Below are 21,546 nucleotides of genomic sequence, written 5' to 3' on the forward strand. Positions count from 1 at the left end.
ATAGACAGAAAGAGTAGATAAAAAAAGCAGTTTTGTAACGGAAAACCGTTACAAAACTGCTCTATGGCATATATAATCCTTTCCGGCATGAATCCCCGGAGATCACTAAAAACAAAAACTTATTGCATCTAAACCTCTTTGTTTTGTACGGGTTTCAATCCCATTTTTTCGGCTTTTTGAAGCATAAATGCATAGGCGGCTTCGTATTCATTGGGAATCACTCCGTCCAAAATAGCGTCTTTTATAGCACTTTTTAACGAGCCCACTTGCCTGCAAGGTCCCAGATTGAACACCTCCATAATCTCTTCCCCACTCACAGGTGGCTGGAAGTTACGGACACGGTCTTTTTCCTCCAGATCTTTCAATTTCTGCCTCACCAATTGAAAATTATTCAGGAAGCGCTGTTTACGTTCCATATTTTTCGAAGTTATATCCGCTTCACAAAGCGTCATCAGATCGTCTATATCATCTCCGGCTTCAAAAAGCAGACGCCGTACAGCCGAATCCGTCACCACATCATCCGCTATCACAATGGGACGCATGTGCAGGCTCACCATCTTCTGTACATACTTCATCTTCTCGTTCATCGGCAGCTTCATCTTCCGGAAGATATTCGGAATCATCTTTTCACCGATGAAATTATGATTATGGAAGGTCCATCCCGCTTTCGGCTCCCAACGTTTAGTCACCGGTTTAGCAATGTCATGCAACAGAGCACTCCAACGGAGCCAAAGGTTATCCGTCACTCTGCTGATATTGTCGAGTACTTCCAGCGTATGATAGAAATTATCCTTATGGGCACGCCCGTTCCGGGTCTCTACTCCCTGTAAAGCCACTAATTCAGGAAAAATCAATTCCAACAGCCCGCTCCTGTCCAGATCGATAAAACCCTTCGAAGGTATAGGTGAAAGCATGATCTTATTCAATTCGTCGGCAATGCGTTCACGTGAAATGATCTCAATCCGTTCTCTGTTACGGCAAAGAGATTCAAATGTATCATCATCGATGTAAAAATTCAGCTGGGTAGCAAAACGGATACAGCGCATCATGCGCAAGGGGTCGTCACTGAACGTTATGTCCGGATCGAGAGGAGTACGAATGATCTTCTCCTTCAAATCATTCATGCCGCCGAACGGATCGACCAGTTCTCCAAACCGCCCTTTGTTCAGGCAGACAGCCAGTGCATTGATCGTAAAGTCCCGGCGATTCTGATCGTCTTCCAACGTCCCGTCCTCCACAATCGGTTTACGGGAATCCCGTTGATACGACTCCTTCCGGGCACCTACAAACTCCACCTCCGTACCGTGACACTTCACCTGGGCCGTACCGAAATTCTTAAAAACAGAGACATGCGCACCGCGTCCCAAACGTTTTCCCAACGCTTCGGCCATCGCAATGCCACTCCCCACCACTACTACATCTATATCTTTAGAAGGACGTTGCAGAAAAATGTCACGGACATAACCGCCTACCACATAACACTCCAATCCCAACGCATCAGCCGTCTCTGAGATCTGACCGAAAATGGGCTCACTGAAATGCTGCTTCAATTCCTCCTGAGTCAACTCTATCATCTTTTATTTATCTTTTTTACAGTTATTGAAAAAGGCCTGCCTAAGCCCTCTGACGCTTTTGGCATACCCTCTTTATAGCTAATCAGTCTGCAAAGGTACAACTTTTCGCTCTTCACTTTCCACTCTTCACTCTAAATTTGTATTTTTGCCCTCTATAACAAAGAACAACAAAATGAAGAAACTGATTGTCCTGACATGTACATTGTCACTACTGACAGCTTGTGGTGACAGCATCGAAAAGAAAGCGGGTGAAAAGCTTGCCGCTGCCCGTGCAGCCTTTGAGCATAACGACTACAACGAAGCCAAGTTGCAGATCGACAGTATTAAAATTCTCTATCCTAAAGCTTTCGACACCCGTAAAGAGGGCATCAAGTTGATGCAACAAGTCGAACTGAAAGAGCAACAGGAAAGCCTGGTTTATCTCGACAGCATGCTTCAGGTCAAACAGGAAGAATTCGAAGCGATCAAGAACAAATATACTTTCGAGAAAAACGAAGAATACCAAAAAATCGGTAACTACTTCTGGCCTACCCAGACCGTAGAGAAGAACCTGCACCGCTCTTTCCTCCGTTTTCAGGTGAACGAACAGGGAGTAATGACACTGACGTCTATCTACTGCGGACCAAGCAACATCCACCACGTAGCCGTCAAAGTGATAGCACCGGACGGAAGTTTTGCCGAAACCCCAGCCTCCAACGACAGCTACGAGACTACCGATCTGGGAGAAAAAATCGAAAAAGCCGACTACAAAATGGGAGAAGACGGCAACGTCCTCAGTTTCCTCTACATGAACCGCGATAAGAAAAATATCCGTGTCGAGTATCTCGGCGAACGGAAATTCTCCACTACCATGACTCCTTCCGACCGTGAAGCACTCGTCGGTACTTACGAGTTGGCCAAATTACTTTCATCCATACGTCAGATTCAGCAAGAGAAAGAAGAAGCCAACCTGAAAATCGAATTTGTGAAAAGAAAAATGGAACAGAAAGCCCAAGAAGAGGCTGCGGAAAAACAAAGATAATAAAGCACCCCAACTGTCTGTTTCACCACGGATTAACGGATCACACAAAATACAGCTCACAAGCTATCGTATTTATTTGTCCCATCCGTCAATCTGTGGTGAACTCTTTCCGTCCTATCTATTTTTATCCCCTCCGAAAAGGCCGTCCCGATTATTCCCCACTATCCTGTCGCTATCAATGATCGACCGCCTCTCCATGCTCTCACTCTTCATCTCATGAATTTCCCCAATAATACGGAGTTCAAATTAAAATAAAGATAGCAATTTTTAGGTATTTTCAGAAACAAGTTCATTATGTGTAGCGATTACACAGACTATTCATAGTATCTATCTTTGTCCCCCGAAACATTTGAGTACATATGATAGAACGCTAATATGAAAGCAGTAATCATTTCTTTTTTTATCACCCTTTCCACCCTTACTAGTCATGCTCAGCAAAGAGATATTGTATTGACAGGAACAGTTACGGATCATCAAAACGGACCGCTTCCCGGTGCCACTATCCGCATTAAGGGTACCCAATTCGGCACAGTAACAGATACCGACGGGCATTATCTGTTACGTGGCAAATGGAAAGAAAACGATCTAATTCTTTTCTCTTTCATAGGAATGAAAGAGATACGTGTGAAATACACCGGTCAGAAGGTACAAGATGCAGCCATGCAAGAAGATCCCAAAGCACTGGATGAAGTGGTCATCGTTGCCCGGCAGAATATCAACGAATTGGATATTCGTGCCAAATCCGGCGTTGTACAACGAGTCGACGTAGAACGTCTCAACAGTAAGCCCATGATCGATATGTCCCTCGCCCTACAAGGAGCCGTACCCGGCCTGATTATTACCAATACCGGCGACCTGGGCTCCAAACCGGAAATTCGTATTCGAGGCAATTCATCTTTCCGTAAAGGAGATATGGCTAACGAACCCCTCTACGTCATGGACGGCAAAGTAATATCATCTGATGCCTTCATGACTCTTAATCCCGCCGATATTCAGGAAATAAAGGTTCTGAAAGATGCTGTGGCTTGTGCCTTATACGGAATAAAAGCAGCCAATGGTGTAATAGAAATCACCTCCCAGCGTGGCAATCCCGACGGAAGACTAACCACCAGTTACAGTTTCAATATAGGTATCACCACCCGTGGACGCAGAGGAGTCAAGATGATGGATAGCGAAGAAAAGTTAGAATTAGAAAGACGTTTACAGAATATATCGACTCCGGGATATCGATACAGTGAAGATTACTATCGGAAATATTATGCTACCGCCCCCAACCTCGACGAGCTGATCGCAGAAGGACAACAAGTACTCGACTCATTAAAGAATATCCATACCGACTGGTTTGATGAACTGATACATCGTAGCATCTACCAGCGTCATAACCTTAGCATAAAAGGAGGAACAGATAAGACATCTTATTATATATCCACCAATTATGCCAAGCAGGGAGGACGAGTACCGGGTAATGACACTCAACGTTTCACCGCCCGTATGAGCCTCGATCAGAAACTGGGAAACTGGGGATATTTTTCCTTAAGCACCGATGCAGGTTATTCGGCAACCGATACTCCCAACGGCAGCACCCATTCCCCTACAGATCTGATTTATCAACTTAATCCTTATGAAACCAAAACCGGTAAATTAATCTCCTACTCCGAAAAATCATCCGAATATACATTAAATGATTTGATGAGCCAATACCATAGTAAATCTACCGATAAGCGTGGCGGAGTAAGCGGAAGTTTCAACTTAAGGCCACTCGAAGGTTTGGAGATAGATGCAGTAACCGGCATCGATTTCCTTCTGAACGAAGCCCTTACGCTTGTTCCTTCCACGTCTATAGCAGAGCGGGAAATGGGAATAGCGATAGCCGAACGTGGAAAATTAACAAAAGAAAAAAATACAACGACCAATATTTCCTCCAATATACGTATCACTTACAACAAGACATTCGCCGGGAGACACGACCTGACAATCGGTGGAAACATGGACTACTATCTGACCCAGACAGACAACATGTCTGCCACCGGATACGGAGTAGGGACACAAATGTCACTAAACGCAATCAACCACTCCATCACCGGAGCCCGGAAGCCGACAGCCAGTTCGCTTCTGGACAAAACGGCTCAGTTAGGATTCGGGATAGTCATGGGCTACAGTTTTGATTCCACCTATGACCTTTTTGCTACTTACAAAGCCGATGCTTCTTCTGTTCTCCCTCCGGACAAGCGCTGGAATGCAGCATGGGCAGTAGGCTTGGGGTGGACCCTCAGCCGATACTCTTTCCTGAAAAACAATAAGGTCATCACTCTCCTGAACCTGAAAGGTTCCCATGGACGTATGGCAAACCTATCCGGAGTATCTGCCTCCGCCACAATCGGCACCTTCAGCTACTCCACCAATTATTACGGAAATGCCCGTCTGCTACAGTTACTCGGATTTTATAATACCGATCTGAAACCGGAACAGACTTCCACAACAGACTTCAGTCTATCCATCGAATTCTTCAAACGGCTGACATTAGGTCTCAATCTATACCGCCGCGAAACGAGTGATGCACTGCTGGACGTCCCCATCCCCCTTTCCAACGGTTTCAATACCATGAAACGTAACATCGGTGTATTACGCAATGAAGGCTACGAGCTGACCGCCGCACTAAAAGTGCTCGATACACCGGACTGGCGTGTATCTTTACGCGGTTCACTGGCCTACAACCGTAATAAGGTAATCAGCCTGTACTATACCGACCGTTTATACACCAGCGAAACCGCCCTGACTCCCGACTATGAAGTCGGAAAAGCTTATAACATGCTTTATGGGCTGAAGTCATTAGGCATAAACCCTATCACCGGTCTTCCGGTATTTCAAGGAGCCGATGGAAGTGAGATTTCCCCGACACAAAATCCGGCCAGAGAAAACTTCATCGTTTTGGGGCATAGCACTCCTCCCTACAGCGGTACATTCAACCTGAATTTCTCCTATCGGAATTTCGATTTGGATATGGACTTTTACTATGTGTTCGGCGGCATTAAACCCTACAATTATTCTTATGTCCGTTCAGCCGACAGTGCCAATAAGAATGCCATTCAAAAGCAATTAGAAAACATGTGGTTCCACCGAGGAGATGAAGGAAAAATATACCATTCTCCATTTTACATATCTCCTGCCAATGCTTCACTCCAACAGCCCAATACAGAAACCGTCGGGAAAAGCGATTATCTGAAATTGGCCATGTTGTCGCTACGCTACCGGGTTCCACACACCTTTCTGGAGAAGAATTGTCATTTCATAAAATATGCCAATATCGCCTTTCAGGCATCCAACCTTTTTATGATTACTCCTTATAAAGAGTCCGATCCCGAAACAGGTTCATTGGCCGGAGCTATGCAGCCCGTATTAACCATCAATCTTAGTTTGACCTTCTAAATACAAGTAATATATGAACCTAAACCCAATAATAAATAATTTCCAACGCCCAATACGCAAAGTACAAATCTGTTGCATATTGATATTCAGTTGTGCAGCCTGTTCGCTCAATATCCCCTACGAGAATCAGTATTCAGATCCGGATGCCATTACCACAGTAACTGCCGCACGCGAACTATTGGCATCAGCCTATGATGCAATTCCCAAACCGGAATTCAGTTTATCCGTATTGAGCGACGACTTCCAGCCTACTTTTTTAATAAACTTGAATGCCGACCTGAATAACCTGTATAAATGGCATCCTAAACCGATGGAGGACTTATCGAACTCTCTGTGGGAAAAATATTACTCAGCCATAGCCATAGCCAATACGGTACTGGAGCGCATCCATTATGTATCCCCTATTTCAGACAGTGACAAGCAAGAGTTGCAATGTATCGTTAGCGAAGCGAAAACCCTAAAAGCGTATTGTTACTTCAATCTGCTCAGACTTTTTGCCCCCACCTATCCGGAAGGTCCCGAAAAAGACGGAATCATCTTAAAAGAGCGGTTCGAACTTGCTTTTCTAAAACGCTCGAGCATCAGTGAATGTGTGAATGCTATCCGCCAATTGCTGACCGAAGCAGTTACCGTAGACAACCGTCCTTCACAGGTCTACTGGTTTTCCCGGCAAAGTGCTTATTATCTATTGGCAGCCTTAGAACTCTATGCCGAAAATTACGATAAAGCCGAAGAATATGCCTTAAAAATCCTGTCTTCAACCAATGCATACAATGTCTTGGCCCCCGTACATTATAAAAAACTATGGGAACAAGAACCATGCGAGGAATGTATTTTTTCTCTGCATACCACCAATTCATATTATACCGATATGAATTACGAAAGGAAGAAAGGAGACTACTTCACGATCAACTCCACACTCACCCAATTATATACTGCCAATGACATCCGTTACGAAGCAACGGTCTATCCCCAAGAAATGCCTGGTGAAAGCATCGGCGAGACCTTACCGGTACTATATCTGGGAAAATACAACAAACAGAACTGGAATTATAAGCCTATACAATATATCAACAAACTTCGTGTATCCGGCATCTGTTTTATTCTTGCCGAAGCCTATTGTCAAGACCAGAAAGGTCACGATGCATTGGCCCTGGAAGTAATAAACAACTACCTGGCCCAACGTGAAGCTCCCTTGCTTGACACATCACTTTCCGGCGCTCCCCTATTGAAAGCTATCCTTCAGGAAAAGTGGAAAGAATTTGCCGGTGAAGGTGAACGTTACTTTGATTTAAAGCGCTATCGGAAAAGCCTGCTTTCCGATTGGAATCTCTCTGCCACAATGAAAAATAAACCAATCAAACCAGATGACTACCGCTGGCTTTTCCCCATTCCGAAAGGCGAATATCTATATAATGAAAATATATCGCAAAATGCAGGATGGACTAAAGTCGAAAAATAAATAAAATGCTAAACTAAATGAAAACTAGAATGAAAAAACTGTTTATCTACACAGTAGGCATCTGCCTACTGTCTGCTTTCACGTCATGCAAAGACGATAGAGAAGAAAATAAATATACAGGAATCAACAAAATCTACCTGTCTGCCGAAACCCCGGTTATTACCGAGTCCGAAAACATTCCATTAACAGTAAATGTAGATTTAACATTGACCTGTGAACAGGACCTCGTACTCAACTTTGAATTGCCCGATGATAAAAACGGAGTTCTAAGATTAGAGAACAATCCCGTCACGATTAAAGCCGGAAAACGTTCTGCAACATTCGAAGTAGTTTCCAACCAAAAGAATTTATTAACCGAGGATACATACTTTCAGGTCGGAATTTCTCAATTCCCTACCGATAATTTAATGTTAAACGAAACATTGCAGGTACGTGTCAAGCCTAACCCTAAAATTCCGGAATTGTCCCCTCAGCAAAAAGCGTTAATCAAAGGTTATAAGACCAAATACGGCATTGACCTGAATAAATGGCTCGGAGTCCTCTCTTGCCATACCACTGTGCAAAGCCCTGCAGATGGGTATCTTCAACCCTTTGCAGCAGCATTTACGAAAGAATATGATGGCAAGACCGTCATCACTCTCAGTGAGCAGGCCACAGAAGACATGCCGGTATTAAAAATGACAGACAATCCATTCGGACTGACCGAATATTTATACTTTGTACTCCGTTCCGAGACCGTAGCAGATCCGGAATTCTGGACTCAACAGCCGGAACCGCAAAAACTGATGAAACTACTCAACTGGAATAAAGAAAGTAAAGAGACATTTGCCGTATCATTGGATGCAATCAGACTCAAAGACATCACTTCCACTTCAACCCGGCTGGAATATCTGGGTCCGGGAAAAAACTATTATGGAGCTCCTATTACCATCGTTCCATTTACCTACCAATTCAGTGCTTTAGACCGTCAAAACAAGCTCCTGGAAAGTGGAAACGCAGAAATTAAAGAGATCAATGACCAGGGAGCTTCCGCAGATCCGGCTTACTACCTCAACTGCTACGATCTTGTCAATTCCGACAACTATGATACCCCCGAAAACTTTATCAAATCCACCGGAAACATAGACTTTGCCACAGATAAAATGACTTATCAATTTCTCCTGAGCCATGCTAACGCCGGAGGATATACACGCATAACCGTAGTTTATGAAAAGAAATAATAAAAACAGATATTTATACATAGCAGCTATATTCATAGCTGCTATGCTCCCATATACAGCCTGCCCGCAGTCCACTCCAATCCTTCTTCCACCCGGAACGGTAGAGGGACGCCTTCCCAACGGACTGCACTATCTTATCCTGCACAATGCTTCTCCGGCATCCAGAGTAGAGTTCAGGCTGATCATGCGGGTAGGTTCCGTACAAGAAACAGAGCAAGAGAAAGGTTGTGCCCACTTCCTCGAACACATCACTTTCGGCGGTACCCGTCATTTTCCTAAACGCTCTTTAGTAGAGTACCTCGAGTCCTTAGGAATGAAGTACGGACAAGATATCAACGCTTTCACCGGTTTCGACCGTACAATCTATATGTTCGCAGTTCCCACCGATTTTGCCAAAGACGAAGCTCTCGATCGTTCATTACTAATCCTGCACGATTGGTTGGACGGTGTCACTATAGATCCGGAAAAAGTAGAGAATGAAAAAGGAATCATTCTTGAAGAACTACGCGGATTCGACCCGGAAGACGATTTCTATCCGCTCAAAATCGGACAAGGCATATTCAGTCACCGTATGCCTTTGGGCACAACAGACGATATCCGCAAGGTCACCCCGCAGGTGCTCAAAAATTATTATCATAAATGGTATGTGCCCTCTTTGGCAACATTGGTCATTGTAGGCGACATATCTCCCCTGGAGATCGAATCTAAAATCAAAGAACGTTTCAAATCCTTGCCCGGACGTCCGGTCAATGACTTCCGGAACTACCCGTTAGAGTACACCCGGGGAATTCATCTGGCCTCCATACGAGACTCTCTGCAACCCCGTACAAAGGTCGAACTAATGATTCCACACCCTTGCACAGTAGAGCGTACCATGGAAGACGCCATAGCAAAGGAGAAAGGGCGCCTGCTCGTCAGTGCCATTTCTTCACGATTCCGTGCACGAAAACTAAAGACCGATGTTACAGACCAATGGTATTTAAGTGACAAGAACCATTTTGTTCTGACAGTGGAAGGAGAAAACAGAAAAGAAATACTTACATCTATTTCTACAACCGTATCTCTGTTGAATGATCTGATACGCAACGGATGGCAAGAGGACGAATTACAAGATATTAAAAACAATTTTTGCCGCCGGATGAAATTGTCCACCGATGCCCCGTCACGTCCTTCCTCCATGTGGTGTGACGATTTTGCCGATTACGTTATATCGGGAGACCGCTATCTGACCGATCCATCCCAACAGCAGCAACTCAAAGAAGCCATGTCCCGTGTCTCCGGCCAATCTTTGCAAACATTGCTCAAGGAGTGGATGTCTTACCGTGAAGAAACTCTATTAGTAGCCTGTTCAACCCATCCGGGACTGGGAGCCCCGTTATCGGAAACCGAAATAGCGTCGGCATGGGCCCAAGGCGAGCAAGTCGAATGCACTCCCTTTCTTTATTTCCGTCCTGAAAAACAAGAAGAGATCGACATTGAGACTCCTCCATGTCTGGCAGCCCGTTTTCCTTTCGATCCTGCATCCGTATTACGACAAACAGAATATCCGCAAAACAGGATTCGTGAAGTAGAACTGAAGAACGGCATACGGTTAGTCCTCAAACCTACCCTCGAAGCAGATTCCACCCTGCTGATCACTTCTTTTGCCCCTTTCGGCACTTCTTCCCTATCCGATGAAGAATATCCTTTATTAGAGGGATTTGCCGGATACATAGATATGGGAGATATCGCAAAAGTAGATGGACAAGTTTTGTCCGATTACCTCTTCCGGAAAGAAATCTCACTTTCCATGGCAGTCGAAAATCACTGGCATGGCTTCATAGGCATGTCTCCCACTGCAAATGCTCCCGAGCTATTCAATCTGATTTATGAAAAGATATTCGATCCCGAATTAAAATATGACGAATTTGAGGAAATACGCCAGGACCTTTTAGAAAATCAAGACAAAGAAACGATATTGGAGAAAATGCTTCAACGAAGTCCTGACCGGTTATTATCTGCCCGCATAAACGAGTTGACCGGAACCGGTTTCGCCCGCTCTTCCCAAAAGCTTTCGTCCGAACAAATCAAAAATCTGAATCTGGATTCCATCGCAGCTTTTTATAAAAAGCTCTATACGAATCCCCAAGGAACCACCTATGTCATTTGCGGCAATTTCAATGCGGACACTCTCATGCAGCAGTTTGTCTCCGTTTTCGGACGTATTCCTGTTTCGTCACATTTGTCCCGATTTTCTTATCCGCATTTCAATTTTCCAGTCAGAAAGCATATAGAAGGCTTTCCCAATGATAATGACACTCAGACACTGTTCGACTATCTTCTCCCCGGCCACTATCAACCGGGATTAAAAAACACACTCACTTTAAAATTGATGCGTGACCTTATTCGCAACCGTTTGATCTCCGTCCTCAGAGAACAAAAATCCCTTGTCTACTCTCCTTACATTTCATTAATGTATGAAGGCATCCCACAAGGAATTTTCTACTTTGACATCAATGCATCCGCCGATAACGATAACATGCCTCAAATAGAACAGTTGCTGAAAGAGATTCTCCACCAATTAAAACAGCAAGAAGTGGATAATGAAGAACTGAATACCCTTAAACGTTCATTTCTGATAGCCAAACGCGAAGCGTTAAACAAAGAATCACCTTCTGCCTGGCGAACCGCCCTGGTCGGTTTACTAAAAAACGGTGAAACCATCAGCGACTTCGATCACTACGAACAATGTCTCGACAGCATCACTCCCGCCATGCTCCGCGAAGCATTCCGTCGCTATCTGGATACCGAGAATTATATCCTTTTATATTTAAGCAAAAACAAACTGAAAAATGATACTTCAAACCATTAAACAGATTTCATGCCTGCTCTGCCTGTGCTGTTTCCTTCAGCAGTCAGCCTTCTCTCAGGATGATAAGGACAAACCGGCCTATACCCTGTTCGACAACACAGGAAAACAAATCAGCTACGGAGAATTAATCAAACGACTCTCCGGCTATGATGTTATCTTCCTCGGGGAACTGCATAACTGCCCCATCACCCATTGGCTGGAATTCGAAATAACCCGTTCCATCTATAACATTCATAAAGATCAACTGATGCTGGGAGCCGAAATGTTCGAAAGTGACAATCAACTGATTTTTGACGAATACATGCAGCAAAAGATCTCTTACGACCGCTTTGAGGCCGAAGCCCGTCTATGGGATAATTACCGGACTGACTATTATCCGGTTGTTTTCTTTGCCAAAGAACATCACATTCCGTTCATTGCAACCAATATCCCGAGACGCTACGCCAACATTGTAAAAGATAAAGGGTTCGAAGCACTCGACTCGTTATCCGAGGAAGCCAAACGATATATAGCTCCTTTACCGATCGATTTCGAATATGATGAAGCCCAAAGCGCAGCAGCTTTCAGTATGATGAACATGATGGGAGGACGCCGGGCCGGCAACAATCGGAAGTTGGCACAGGCACAAGCCATAAAAGATGCTACAATGGGATGGTTCATAGCCCGTAATATCAAAAATAAATTCCTGCATATCAACGGTAGTTATCATTCCAACCGACAGGGAGGCATCATCCCTTATCTGCTCCGTTACCGCCCCAATACGAGTATAGTGACGGTAACCTCGGTACGTCAAGAGTCCATCCGGAAACTGGATGACGACCATAAAGGCTTGGCAGACTTTTACATCTGCGTACCCGAAGACATGGTAAACAGTTACTAACTACCGAAGCCTTCGTCCCCCCCCGGATAAAATATCTGCCTCTTCTTCGGCATCAATATCGTTTTTTTAAATCACTATATCGATACCGGAGAAGAGGATCATCGCTTTGGTATTTCATTTTTTGTATAACCTAAGTTCAAACAAAATTCTTATAAAGCGTTCATTTCAAGCAAAATTCAATATCAAGGTACGATTAGGGCCTGGAAATAAAGCTACGGAAAGTTCCTGCTATTCAGTCACTATTGATATTCGTACAGCGTTCATTCCACGCATACCGCGCTCTATTTCAAATGTCACTCTATCACCTTCCGCAATTGTCGCAGGGGCAGAAGAGATATGGAAGAAATACTTTTCGCCATTATCCGCATCCTTCACAAAGCCATAGCCTTTCGCGGCATTAAAATACTCGATACGTCCCATAAGGGGAGCCACTTCCACATCCTCTTGTTTGGGTACAGAAACCTCGATATGAGAGGCATCCACTTCTTCCTCAAGCCTTTCCTGCGGCACTGAATGCAAAACACCGAACTGGTCTACATATGCAATCATATCCTCAAAAGAACTCGGACCGTTACTTTGGCGTTCCTCTTTACGTTGTTGCTTCTCCTTACGTTTCTGCTCCTTTAGCTTCTCCCGGTCACGTTTACTTATTGTTATCTTTTTTACCATTCAATAATTTTATGTCAGAATCAATACTGCCTGTTTTCCTTCATGTTGATTGTCAATAGGCAGTTTTATGTCACGCACACCAATAAATAAACGATTTCATTATTATATCCAGACTACACACCACGCTGAATGCTTGTAACACATAGGCGCAATTACTATTATCCTGAACAAAACAGCAAATAATGATGTCGACTGGAGAATGCCATAGTCCGCAGAATAAAGCGGAAAACAACCATGCACAAAGAAGATTTCAGTATAAACTCAATGTTAGTAACGGCAAATATACACATTTTATTCGGTTATTCCTAATTCTCCGGCCCCAATCGTGATGGAACCGGAATTGCCAGATAGCGCAATCACTTAACGGCACTATCCAAATCGACCTTCTCTATCAGTTCCTGATCCTGCCAATAAGATATTACCTTTAGATGTTGCAGCCTTCCTACTATTATGGCAGGGTGAGTACAGAACTTCTCAGCAAAGTAACGGATATTTCCCATGATAATTACTTATTTGCACAATTTCAATTCCTTTAATTTATACTGAGCATATCAGTAGATATTGATTCCTCAAGAGGCTCAAAGATATTATATAAAAACAGCCGGAATCACCTGTTACGGTAATCCCGGCTGCCGCCTAAAACACGAATAACCGCCGTTACCCGTTTTCCATAGCAGCCCACAACAGCCTGCTGTTTCTTTCTATCTCCTGCAATTTCATCGCCAAATCATCATCATCCTCTATCGAAAACGATTCACCATAGCGCATCACTTTCGTATCCTCCCTACCCGAACAGAGATATGTATACCACTCCTTTCTCAACAACATACGGCTGTAATTCAACGCTCCGTCACCATTATAACCGAACAAGGAATATAGATTCAGCATCAGCCTGCATCCCGATTCCCGCAAGTGCAGATAGTCTTCCGTTCCCCAATAAAGCGAACGTTCCGGTTGCATCAGGACAGGGATATAACCCGACCGGCAGATGGCATGAATCATCTCACTGAGTCCTTCCGGCTGTTGTAAAGGAGACACATCTACCAGTAACTCCTTCCCCCCTCCTATCGCCAACAAATCTCCCTTCTCCAACAAAGCCGGAAATCCTTCATCCAAACGATATCTTGCCGACAAACGCAGAGAGATATTACCGGAGTATTGCTGCTGTAAATATTGAAAGGCATCTTTCAGAAAAGAAAAAGCATTCCCTTCATTTTCCACCTTTACCGGAGGTACACAGTAGATCTGCCTGACACCTTGCTGTTCAAGATAAACCAACAATTCCAACGCCTTATCCCCAGGCAAAGCCCATGCATCCGTATTAGGAAGTAAATAAGGCTGAAAATCGGTATGTACCAAAGAAGAGAGAATCATAAATTTAAATCTTTCAACCGGGGATGCCTGCTGTCCTTCTCCGAGAGAATCACACGATCTGCCGGAATACGCCAGTCAATACCCAAATCCGGATCATCCCAGGTAATGGCACCCTCACTATGCGGAGCATAAAAATTATCACACTTATACTGAAAAACGACTTCCTCGCTCAATACACTGAATCCATGTGCCAACCCACGGGGAATGAAAAATTGACGATGATTATCCTCCGTCAACTCTACTGCCACATGTTGTCCAAATGTAGGAGATCCTTTACGGATATCAACAGCTACATCCAATACCGCTCCTTTCACTACACGCACCAATTTACTCTGAGCAAAAGGGGCCTGTTGAAAATGTAAACCACGAAGTACACCATAACTCGATTTACTTTCATTATCTTGGACAAATGTAGTCTTGCATACTTTTTCCTCAAACTCCCTCTGATTAAAAGATTCAAAGAAATATCCCCGGTCATCTTTAAAAATACGGGGTTCGAGGATAACAACCCCATCGATAGCAGTCTTTATTACATTCATTTCAAACCAAGTTCCTGTATCACTTTCAACAAATACTGTCCGTACTGGTTCTTCAGCATGGGCTTTGCCAATTCACGCATCTTATCGGCACTGATCCAACCTTGTCTCAAAGCAATTCCTTCCAAACAAGCTACTTTCAATCCCTGACGTTTTTCTATCACTTCAATAAAAGTAGATGCTTCACTTAAAGAATCATGCGTACCGGTATCCAACCAGGCAAAACCACGACCTAGCAACTGGACTTTCAGTTTCTGATCTTTGAGAAATTCCTGATTCACTGTCGTTATCTCCAATTCTCCGCGTGCAGAGGGCTCTATTTTTTTTGCTACTTCCACCACCTTATTCGGATAGAAATAAAGCCCTACCACTGCATAATTAGACTTCGGTTCCTCAGGCTTCTCTTCCAGACTCAAGACATTTCCTTCTTTGTCAAATTCAGCCACTCCATAACGTTCCGGATCACTTACCCAATAACCGAACACCGTTGCCTTTTGCTCCACCTCTGCCATACGTACAGCTTCATTCAGCATACGGGTAAAACTCTGCCCATAGAAGATATTATCTCCAAGCACCAAACAGACCGAATCACTCCCAATGAATTCCTCACCAATAATGAATGCCTGAGCCAAACCATCCGGAGAAGGTTGTTCCGCATACTCTAAACGTATTCCGTAATCAGAACCATCTCCCAGTAAACGTCGGAAAGCAGGAAGATCATCCGGAGTAGATATAATCAAGATTTCACGGATACCGGCAAGCATCAACACCGAAATCGGATAATAAATCATCGGTTTATCAAAAATAGGAAGAAGCTGTTTACTAACTCCTTTGGTGATGGGGTACAGACGAGTACCGGAACCACCGGCTAAAACAATGCCTTTCATAAAGTTACTATCATTTCCACAATATTATCTAAGTAATTTCAAATAGACAAATTCCCGAACCTTATTTGGAATCAAACGAGATACAAACCTTATTGTTACATTTCGAAATAATTCGTAATAATTAATAAACCCCATTCTTGCAAACTCTCTTTGTAAATTCAATTCGCTGATTGCATATTTTAAACCTCCACGTCGCTTAAACATCTCTTCAGAAGATCTAAAAAACAAAAGACTTTCTTGAATATTATAAAACATAGCACCATTTATTAACATTCTAGCCCAAAGATAATAATCTTCAAAAAGTGGAAAATGCATATATCCTCCAACAGCGAGCACAGCGTGTTTTTTAAACATAACCACCGGATGATTTAATGGACATCTTTTCTTTGCATAACAAAATATACTGTTATGGAGTTCTGGAAGTGCTCTTACAGAAACAACATTAGAGACATCGTCTCTAAACTCATCAACCCAAGCTCCAACAATATCTAACTTTGGATATCTTTCAAACATCTCTATTTGTTTTTCAAATCTTTTAAATTTCGATATATCATCAGCATCCATACGAGCTATCAAATCACAAGAACAGTATTTTAAACCTTCATTAAGTGCCCTACCCAACCCTTGATTATCCAACAATTCAACGATCTTGACAGACGAGTATTTCTCAACAAAGTAGTCAATTACACTATTTAACTCCTGAGATAACAAACCATCTTTAACCAATATTATTTCAGTCGGCAAAATACTTTGGTCAAAAATACTATTTAAAGCCTCCTTCAAATATACGGCATTATCTCTATGATAAACCGACATTAAAACACTAAATTTTTCCATTTAGAAGATTACTATATATATCCAAATAATTACTAGCCATTTTATATCCAGAGAAATTATTTAAAGAATAATTTAGTGCTACTTTAGCCTTTAATTTACCAATTGTTGAAATAGCAATATTTATTGACTCTAGAAGTGATGAAATATTATCTAATTCAAAAAAAGAGACTTTAGTATCATCGAAAATCTCTTTGAATATAGATATATTAGAACATACCACAGGAGTTTGCATTAATGTAGCTTCGACCGCTGCAAGTCCAAAACCTTCACTACGTGAACACATCGCATAGACATCAAAAAGGGATAAATAATTATATGGAGTGGGTAAATAATCCAAAAATAATGTTCTATCTATTACATTTAAAGTTCGACTCAGTTCAATCAGTTCGTTTTTAGCCTCTCCTTCGCCTATTATAACTACAGCCAAATCCTTTCGTTTTTCTAGCACTTTTATTAATTGTTCTAACCCTTTAATCCGAGTTAAATAAGCATAGCTTCCAATAATCTTATAATTTAAATCTCTAAATTTATTTATTTGTGCTATAATTGAAGGATCATTCTTATCTGGTCTATACGTTATATCAATCCCATTATATACTCTACTAATAGATTTTAGTTTACATTCATATATCTTTTTTAGTTGATCTGATATCACCACTACAGCATCAAATTTTTTAATATAATGCAACCATATCTTTGTAAATATAAAAGAGACGAAAAAATTATAATTATAGCATAAATCGCAAGCTATATCAGAATGAATAGTAGTAACAACTTTAGCATTAGAAATATTATTTTTCCACTTAGCAACATATTTATCAGGACGAAATCCATGAGAATGAATTATATCGTAATTATCAAAAGATATTGGTGTATCAAAATCAATTCGATATGTCTGACAACAAAAATCAATCCCATATTTTTCATCAAAATAGAAAAGATCTACTTTTTCTACCTGATTAATAAGATTTCGAACTAAAGTATCAACGACTATTATAGGCCCCTTATTTATGAGAGAAGGTACTATGAAAGCTATTTTCATTATTCTAGAAAAAAGAATTTATATTGATAAAATTCACCATTATCAAAATTATGGACTCTATAAATAAAAGAAAATGCAAAAAAGATTACCACAAGTGTATATATAGTTATCCGAGAAAAACGAGTCATTGATATTTTATCAAAAAGAATCGGAATAAGAAACAATATAACTAAATCAAAATACATAGCAATTCTAAAAAAAATCTCAATATCACCGAATGCAAAAATCAATATAAAAAACACACAATATGATTTTATCAATATTTCATTAAAATAATCTCCAATTAGTTTAGGAAATAATATAAGAATAGCACAAATAATAATTATCATTTTTATATACTCCATGATATTTAAAGTGAATCCATCTCCAGCAAGATAATTAGCCATTCTTGATTCTATAACTCCTCCTACAAACATTACTAAATTAATCGCTCCTACAATTTTCAGAAAAACTCCTATTATTAAAATAAAAATAATATTCCATATATTCAATTTAAAATATCGTAATACAAAAAAAGCAGGAAGAAAGACGATCATCGATAAATGAAAAGACAGACCAACCAGAAAGCACAATAAACATTTTATATATTTTTTTTCAATAGTATAATTGATACAGTACAAAAACATAACTACAGAAACCATTTGCCGCATAAGTACCATATTATAAAACAAGAAATAAGTTCCAAGGTATATCATTACGCTAAGCATCGGATATTTACTATATTTAAAAATCAATTTTAACAATAATAGTAAACATATAGAAGTTAAAATAAAAACAAATAGGTTAAAGCTTAATCCTACTATATTTCCCAGCCAAACAACAGTATTATACCCTGGTTCAAAAAGTTCATAAGAATATGATCCCAATTCACCATTATAATGATTTTTATATATAGCATAGTCTGTATCAACACCTCCAACATTCCGAAATCCAGCCGTTATTGACAATAATATTCCAACAATAACAACAGAAAAGTAATTGACCTTTTTTCTATCAAAATCAGAAAAAGATAAAAAAGAAACAAACACTATTACAAATAAGAGCCAAAGCATCTCAAAAATGAATAAATAATACACTGAGATAATCTCAGTGAAATTTTTAAAATATCAATAGGATTTTTCCGTATACATGATAAATTAAATAAGCTCTTATAGTAAAGAATTCCACCCTTAGGGTTTCTTTTCATAAGTTTTATAAAATTAGCGGTCAACCCATCTGGTAGATATTCACACATATAAATACCTGTATTCACACATCTTAGCAAAGGAGAATCACAGACCGAAATTTTATTCCAGACAATAGCTTCTGATATAAACTTCTCTCCTTCGATTTCAGGAAATGGGAACCGACGTATCAGCTCAGTTTTAAAAACTTCAGCTTTATCCTCATATATCTTCCATTTATAACATATTGTCAAACTTGATGCATCAATAGGCGATACAGGAAAATCTGCACCAATCATTTTTCCTGTATTATAACAAATTTTCCTAAAGCACAATCCAGCACTCTGCTTTTTATTCTCTACCTTTTCCCATTCCTTACAAATAATCTCAACAGCAGTTAAGGTTAAATAGTCATCACTATCTACAATAAAAAATAACTGCCCTTGTGCTTTTGATGCTGCAAAATTAATGGCTCGATGTTTTCCACCATTTTTTTTCTTAAAATAAGCTATTTCAATAACATCCTCCTCCAACCACTTATCAAACAATTCACTTGTTTCATCTTCACTACCATCATCTACAACCAACCACTCAAAATCTTTACACGTTTGTAATTTCAAACTTTCGTACAACTTTGGCAAAATATATGCTCTATTGTAAGTTGAAGTAAAAACAGTTATTTTTTTTGTATCTTTTTGTTGTGCCATTTCAATAATACCTTTCTCATCGTTTGTGGTAATTTTATGATAGTTAACTTAATCTGTATAGGAACTGGTAGTTTACATTTATAAAAGGTCACGATTCTACATATTCTATCCACCTTTAATTCATAATTTACCACTTCCATTTCTGTCAAATTATGCTTTCCATACAGTGACAACAATATAGAATAAGAAAATCTAATTATTTGAGCATATTCAAGTGTAACACTAGAAGTCGAATATTTTTGCATGACAGAATAAACCATATATTCCAATATACAAATAAATGAATCAAAGTTTTTCCTACCATTTGATGACGTAATAGCTCCTGACATTCGCATTTTATAAATATAAGTAGGTTTATTAACTGTAGCCATCGTCAAAGCAGTAGTAGCTAACTGATATGAAAATAATTGATCTTCATGTAATAGTCCTTCTTTGAACCATAGATTGTTTGAAACAAAATATTCTTTTCGAATAAGTTTATTCCACGCCATCTCATACCACATTCCGCTAATATAACATTTCAAAATATTATCATTTCCTATAACATATTCAGAAGTAGTAAGTCTATAAGAAATATTTCTTCCTATAACTCTAATACCGCCAACAATAAAATCAACAGAAAGATACCTTTCAGCAAGTCGCACAAAACATTCTATACAATCCGGAGTTATTTCATCATCAGAATCTAAAAAGTATACCCATTCCCCAGTGGCTTCTTTGACCCCAGAATTTCTAGCAGCAGACAATCCTTTATTACTTTTGTGATCTATAATTTTTACATTAAATCTTTTCTTTAATTTTTCAATATTAGAATGTGCAATTAACATTGAATTATCAGGAGTACAATCATTCACTAAAATGACTTCTATTTCTGAATAAGTTTGAGTATAAACGCTATATAAACAATCATTTATATAATCTTGTACATTGTATATTGGAATAATAATTGAGACCATTACTTTAAGCGTTGCCCTATTAATTTTCTATTTTTACAAAGCCATATAAAAGGTAATACTTTTATAATAAATGATTTTATATTTGTAGCATGAAATGTCCAAGCAATACTAAAGGCTTGAGAGAATTTTTTAAATTGAAAGGCTTGAGTCAAATAACGAAGTTTACTTGCATTCTCTAACTCCTTTATTGTTAGCTCTCCTTTACCATATTTACTTACAACATATTGAACAATAGCATCTATACTTTGATTAAATGCCATAGAACGTTGATAACTATTACTATTACTTATTGAAGTTGACAAACACCTATATCCTGCAGTATAATCATCTAAATAAATAATATTTGAATGTGCACTAATAGATAACCATACAGGATAATCTAATGTCTTAAAGTTACGGAGTATATATTCATCAATATCACAGTATAAATCAAACATGTTTCTTGAAAATAACACAGTTACAGCCGCAACCATATTGCTTTTCAATAAATCAGAATAACCTATTGTCTTTAAAGTTCTTTGGGATCGTGTTACTTCCTTTGAATCAGCATCTATAACGATCCAATTAGAAAAGACCAAACCGCAATTGGGAGTTTTTTCTATTATTTCAACCTGTTTATGAAGTTTAAAGGGGTCAAGCCAGATATCATCGCTTTCTAATATTGCTATATATTTACCCTTAGCTTGATTAAGCAAATATTTATAATTATGCATTAGCCCTCTATTCACCGAATATTGAAATAAATGAATTTTATTTGGATATTTTTCAGCATAAATTCTTGCAATAAAAGAGGTATTATCAGAAGAGCAATCATCACCTATTAGCAATTCTATATCAAAGTCAACCTGTTGCTGAATAAAACTCAAAATAGCCTGCTCTATAAATCTTTCATGATTATAAGTAGGCATCAACACACTAACTACCATATCTCAAAATAGAAA

At 40.0% G+C, this 21,546-nt stretch carries 18 protein-coding genes; 6 read left to right on the forward strand and 12 right to left on the reverse strand.

The features are described from left to right. Positions 1–128 precede the first annotated feature (128 nt). Complete coding sequence (locus BF9343_RS16605) at positions 129–1,574, reverse strand: CCA tRNA nucleotidyltransferase (protein WP_005802427.1); 1,446 nt, start codon at positions 1,572–1,574, stop codon at positions 129–131. 172 nt (positions 1,575–1,746) lie between these two features. Between BF9343_RS16605 and BF9343_RS16610 the strand changes: the two genes are divergently transcribed. The 6 genes from BF9343_RS16610 (at position 1,747) to BF9343_RS16635 (ending at position 12,434) form a co-directional block, all read left to right on the forward strand. Beyond that, positions 1,747–2,595 (forward strand): hypothetical protein, encoded by an 849-nt coding sequence (locus tag BF9343_RS16610; RefSeq protein WP_008657359.1) that lies wholly within the window; start codon positions 1,747–1,749, stop codon positions 2,593–2,595. Positions 2,596–2,970: 375 nt separating this feature from the next. Further along, positions 2,971–6,021 carry a SusC/RagA family TonB-linked outer membrane protein gene (locus BF9343_RS16615; protein ID WP_010993415.1) on the forward strand — a complete coding sequence of 1,017 codons (3,051 nt, stop codon included), beginning with the start codon at positions 2,971–2,973 and terminating at the stop codon, positions 6,019–6,021. A 13-nt stretch (positions 6,022–6,034) separates the two neighbouring features. Then, complete coding sequence (locus tag BF9343_RS16620; RefSeq protein ID WP_010993416.1) at positions 6,035–7,483, forward strand: RagB/SusD family nutrient uptake outer membrane protein; 1,449 nt, start codon at positions 6,035–6,037, stop codon at positions 7,481–7,483. A 29-nt stretch (positions 7,484–7,512) separates the two neighbouring features. Beyond that, positions 7,513–8,703, forward strand: a complete 1,191-nt coding sequence (locus tag BF9343_RS16625; RefSeq protein WP_224223206.1) for a DUF4929 domain-containing protein — start codon at positions 7,513–7,515, stop codon at positions 8,701–8,703. Further along, on the forward strand, positions 8,690–11,554 hold the full coding sequence (locus BF9343_RS16630; RefSeq protein ID WP_010993418.1) for a M16 family metallopeptidase: 2,865 nt from the start codon (positions 8,690–8,692) through the stop codon (positions 11,552–11,554). The genes BF9343_RS16625 and BF9343_RS16630 overlap by 14 nt, the downstream gene beginning before the upstream one ends. Next, complete coding sequence (locus tag BF9343_RS16635; protein ID WP_010993419.1) at positions 11,535–12,434, forward strand: ChaN family lipoprotein; 900 nt, start codon at positions 11,535–11,537, stop codon at positions 12,432–12,434. Before BF9343_RS16630 ends, BF9343_RS16635 begins: the two co-directional genes overlap by 20 nt. Positions 12,435–12,662: 228 nt before the next feature. Here BF9343_RS16635 and BF9343_RS16640 read toward each other — a convergent pair whose 3' ends face one another. From BF9343_RS16640 to BF9343_RS16685, 11 genes are all read right to left on the reverse strand, one after another. Then, positions 12,663–13,103: a cold-shock protein gene (locus BF9343_RS16640; RefSeq protein ID WP_009292665.1), complete on the reverse strand. Its 441-nt coding sequence runs from the start codon at positions 13,101–13,103 to the stop codon at positions 12,663–12,665. 356 nt (positions 13,104–13,459) lie between these two features. Beyond that, a complete protein-coding gene (locus BF9343_RS23770; RefSeq protein WP_010993421.1) occupies positions 13,460–13,603 on the reverse strand; it encodes a hypothetical protein in 144 nt (47 codons plus the stop codon). Positions 13,604–13,760: 157 nt separating this feature from the next. Beyond that, positions 13,761–14,477: a CpsB/CapC family capsule biosynthesis tyrosine phosphatase gene (locus BF9343_RS16645; protein ID WP_010993422.1), complete on the reverse strand. Its 717-nt coding sequence runs from the start codon at positions 14,475–14,477 to the stop codon at positions 13,761–13,763. After that, entirely contained in the window at positions 14,474–15,016 is a 543-nt protein-coding gene (gene rfbC, locus BF9343_RS16650; RefSeq protein WP_005817306.1) for a dTDP-4-dehydrorhamnose 3,5-epimerase, read from the reverse strand. The genes BF9343_RS16645 and rfbC overlap by 4 nt, the downstream gene beginning before the upstream one ends. Beyond that, positions 15,013–15,900, reverse strand: coding sequence for a glucose-1-phosphate thymidylyltransferase RfbA (gene rfbA / locus BF9343_RS16655; protein ID WP_010993423.1), 888 nt, complete (start codon positions 15,898–15,900; stop codon positions 15,013–15,015). The genes rfbC and rfbA overlap by 4 nt, the downstream gene beginning before the upstream one ends. 24 nt (positions 15,901–15,924) lie before the next feature. Then, a complete protein-coding gene (locus BF9343_RS16660; protein WP_010993424.1) occupies positions 15,925–16,737 on the reverse strand; it encodes a glycosyltransferase in 813 nt (270 codons plus the stop codon). Beyond that, positions 16,724–17,779: a glycosyltransferase gene (locus BF9343_RS16665; RefSeq protein WP_010993425.1), complete on the reverse strand. Its 1,056-nt coding sequence runs from the start codon at positions 17,777–17,779 to the stop codon at positions 16,724–16,726. The genes BF9343_RS16660 and BF9343_RS16665 overlap by 14 nt, the downstream gene beginning before the upstream one ends. Further along, positions 17,779–18,831: an EpsG family protein gene (locus BF9343_RS16670; RefSeq protein WP_041926255.1), complete on the reverse strand. Its 1,053-nt coding sequence runs from the start codon at positions 18,829–18,831 to the stop codon at positions 17,779–17,781. Before BF9343_RS16670 ends, BF9343_RS16665 begins: the two co-directional genes overlap by 1 nt. After that, positions 18,810–19,649 carry a glycosyltransferase family 2 protein gene (locus tag BF9343_RS16675; protein WP_010993427.1) on the reverse strand — a complete coding sequence of 280 codons (840 nt, stop codon included), beginning with the start codon at positions 19,647–19,649 and terminating at the stop codon, positions 18,810–18,812. The genes BF9343_RS16670 and BF9343_RS16675 overlap by 22 nt, the downstream gene beginning before the upstream one ends. Beyond that, positions 19,619–20,605, reverse strand: a complete 987-nt coding sequence (locus tag BF9343_RS16680) for a glycosyltransferase family 2 protein (protein ID WP_010993428.1) — start codon at positions 20,603–20,605, stop codon at positions 19,619–19,621. The genes BF9343_RS16675 and BF9343_RS16680 overlap by 31 nt, the downstream gene beginning before the upstream one ends. Further along, positions 20,605–21,531, reverse strand: a complete 927-nt coding sequence (locus BF9343_RS16685) for a glycosyltransferase (RefSeq protein ID WP_010993429.1) — start codon at positions 21,529–21,531, stop codon at positions 20,605–20,607. The genes BF9343_RS16680 and BF9343_RS16685 overlap by 1 nt, the downstream gene beginning before the upstream one ends. Positions 21,532–21,546 lie beyond the last annotated feature (15 nt).

The sequence above is a fragment of the Bacteroides fragilis NCTC 9343 genome (genome assembly GCF_000025985.1).
GTDB lineage: Bacteria > Bacteroidota > Bacteroidia > Bacteroidales > Bacteroidaceae > Bacteroides > Bacteroides fragilis.

Coding starts and splice junctions, on each gene's coding strand:
- BF9343_RS16670 (WP_041926255.1), bottom strand. CDS start 18,831: ATGCTTTGGCTCTTATTTGTAATAGTGTTTGTTTCTTTTTTATCTTTT.
- rfbA (WP_010993423.1), bottom strand. CDS start 15,900: ATGAAAGGCATTGTTTTAGCCGGTGGTTCCGGTACTCGTCTGTACCCC.
- BF9343_RS16610 (WP_008657359.1), top strand. CDS start 1,747: ATGAAGAAACTGATTGTCCTGACATGTACATTGTCACTACTGACAGCT.
- BF9343_RS16635 (WP_010993419.1), top strand. CDS start 11,535: ATGATACTTCAAACCATTAAACAGATTTCATGCCTGCTCTGCCTGTGC.
- BF9343_RS16620 (WP_010993416.1), top strand. CDS start 6,035: ATGAACCTAAACCCAATAATAAATAATTTCCAACGCCCAATACGCAAA.
- BF9343_RS16625 (WP_224223206.1), top strand. CDS start 7,513: ATGAAAAAACTGTTTATCTACACAGTAGGCATCTGCCTACTGTCTGCT.
- BF9343_RS16605 (WP_005802427.1), bottom strand. CDS start 1,574: ATGATAGAGTTGACTCAGGAGGAATTGAAGCAGCATTTCAGTGAGCCC.
- BF9343_RS16675 (WP_010993427.1), bottom strand. CDS start 19,649: ATGGCACAACAAAAAGATACAAAAAAAATAACTGTTTTTACTTCAACT.
- BF9343_RS16665 (WP_010993425.1), bottom strand. CDS start 17,779: ATGAAAATAGCTTTCATAGTACCTTCTCTCATAAATAAGGGGCCTATA.
- BF9343_RS16645 (WP_010993422.1), bottom strand. CDS start 14,477: ATGATTCTCTCTTCTTTGGTACATACCGATTTTCAGCCTTATTTACTT.
- rfbC (WP_005817306.1), bottom strand. CDS start 15,016: ATGAATGTAATAAAGACTGCTATCGATGGGGTTGTTATCCTCGAACCC.
- BF9343_RS16680 (WP_010993428.1), bottom strand. CDS start 20,605: ATGGTCTCAATTATTATTCCAATATACAATGTACAAGATTATATAAAT.
- BF9343_RS16615 (WP_010993415.1), top strand. CDS start 2,971: ATGAAAGCAGTAATCATTTCTTTTTTTATCACCCTTTCCACCCTTACT.
- BF9343_RS16685 (WP_010993429.1), bottom strand. CDS start 21,531: ATGGTAGTTAGTGTGTTGATGCCTACTTATAATCATGAAAGATTTATA.
- BF9343_RS23770 (WP_010993421.1), bottom strand. CDS start 13,603: ATGGGAAATATCCGTTACTTTGCTGAGAAGTTCTGTACTCACCCTGCC.
- BF9343_RS16660 (WP_010993424.1), bottom strand. CDS start 16,737: ATGGAAAAATTTAGTGTTTTAATGTCGGTTTATCATAGAGATAATGCC.
- BF9343_RS16630 (WP_010993418.1), top strand. CDS start 8,690: ATGAAAAGAAATAATAAAAACAGATATTTATACATAGCAGCTATATTC.
- BF9343_RS16640 (WP_009292665.1), bottom strand. CDS start 13,103: ATGGTAAAAAAGATAACAATAAGTAAACGTGACCGGGAGAAGCTAAAG.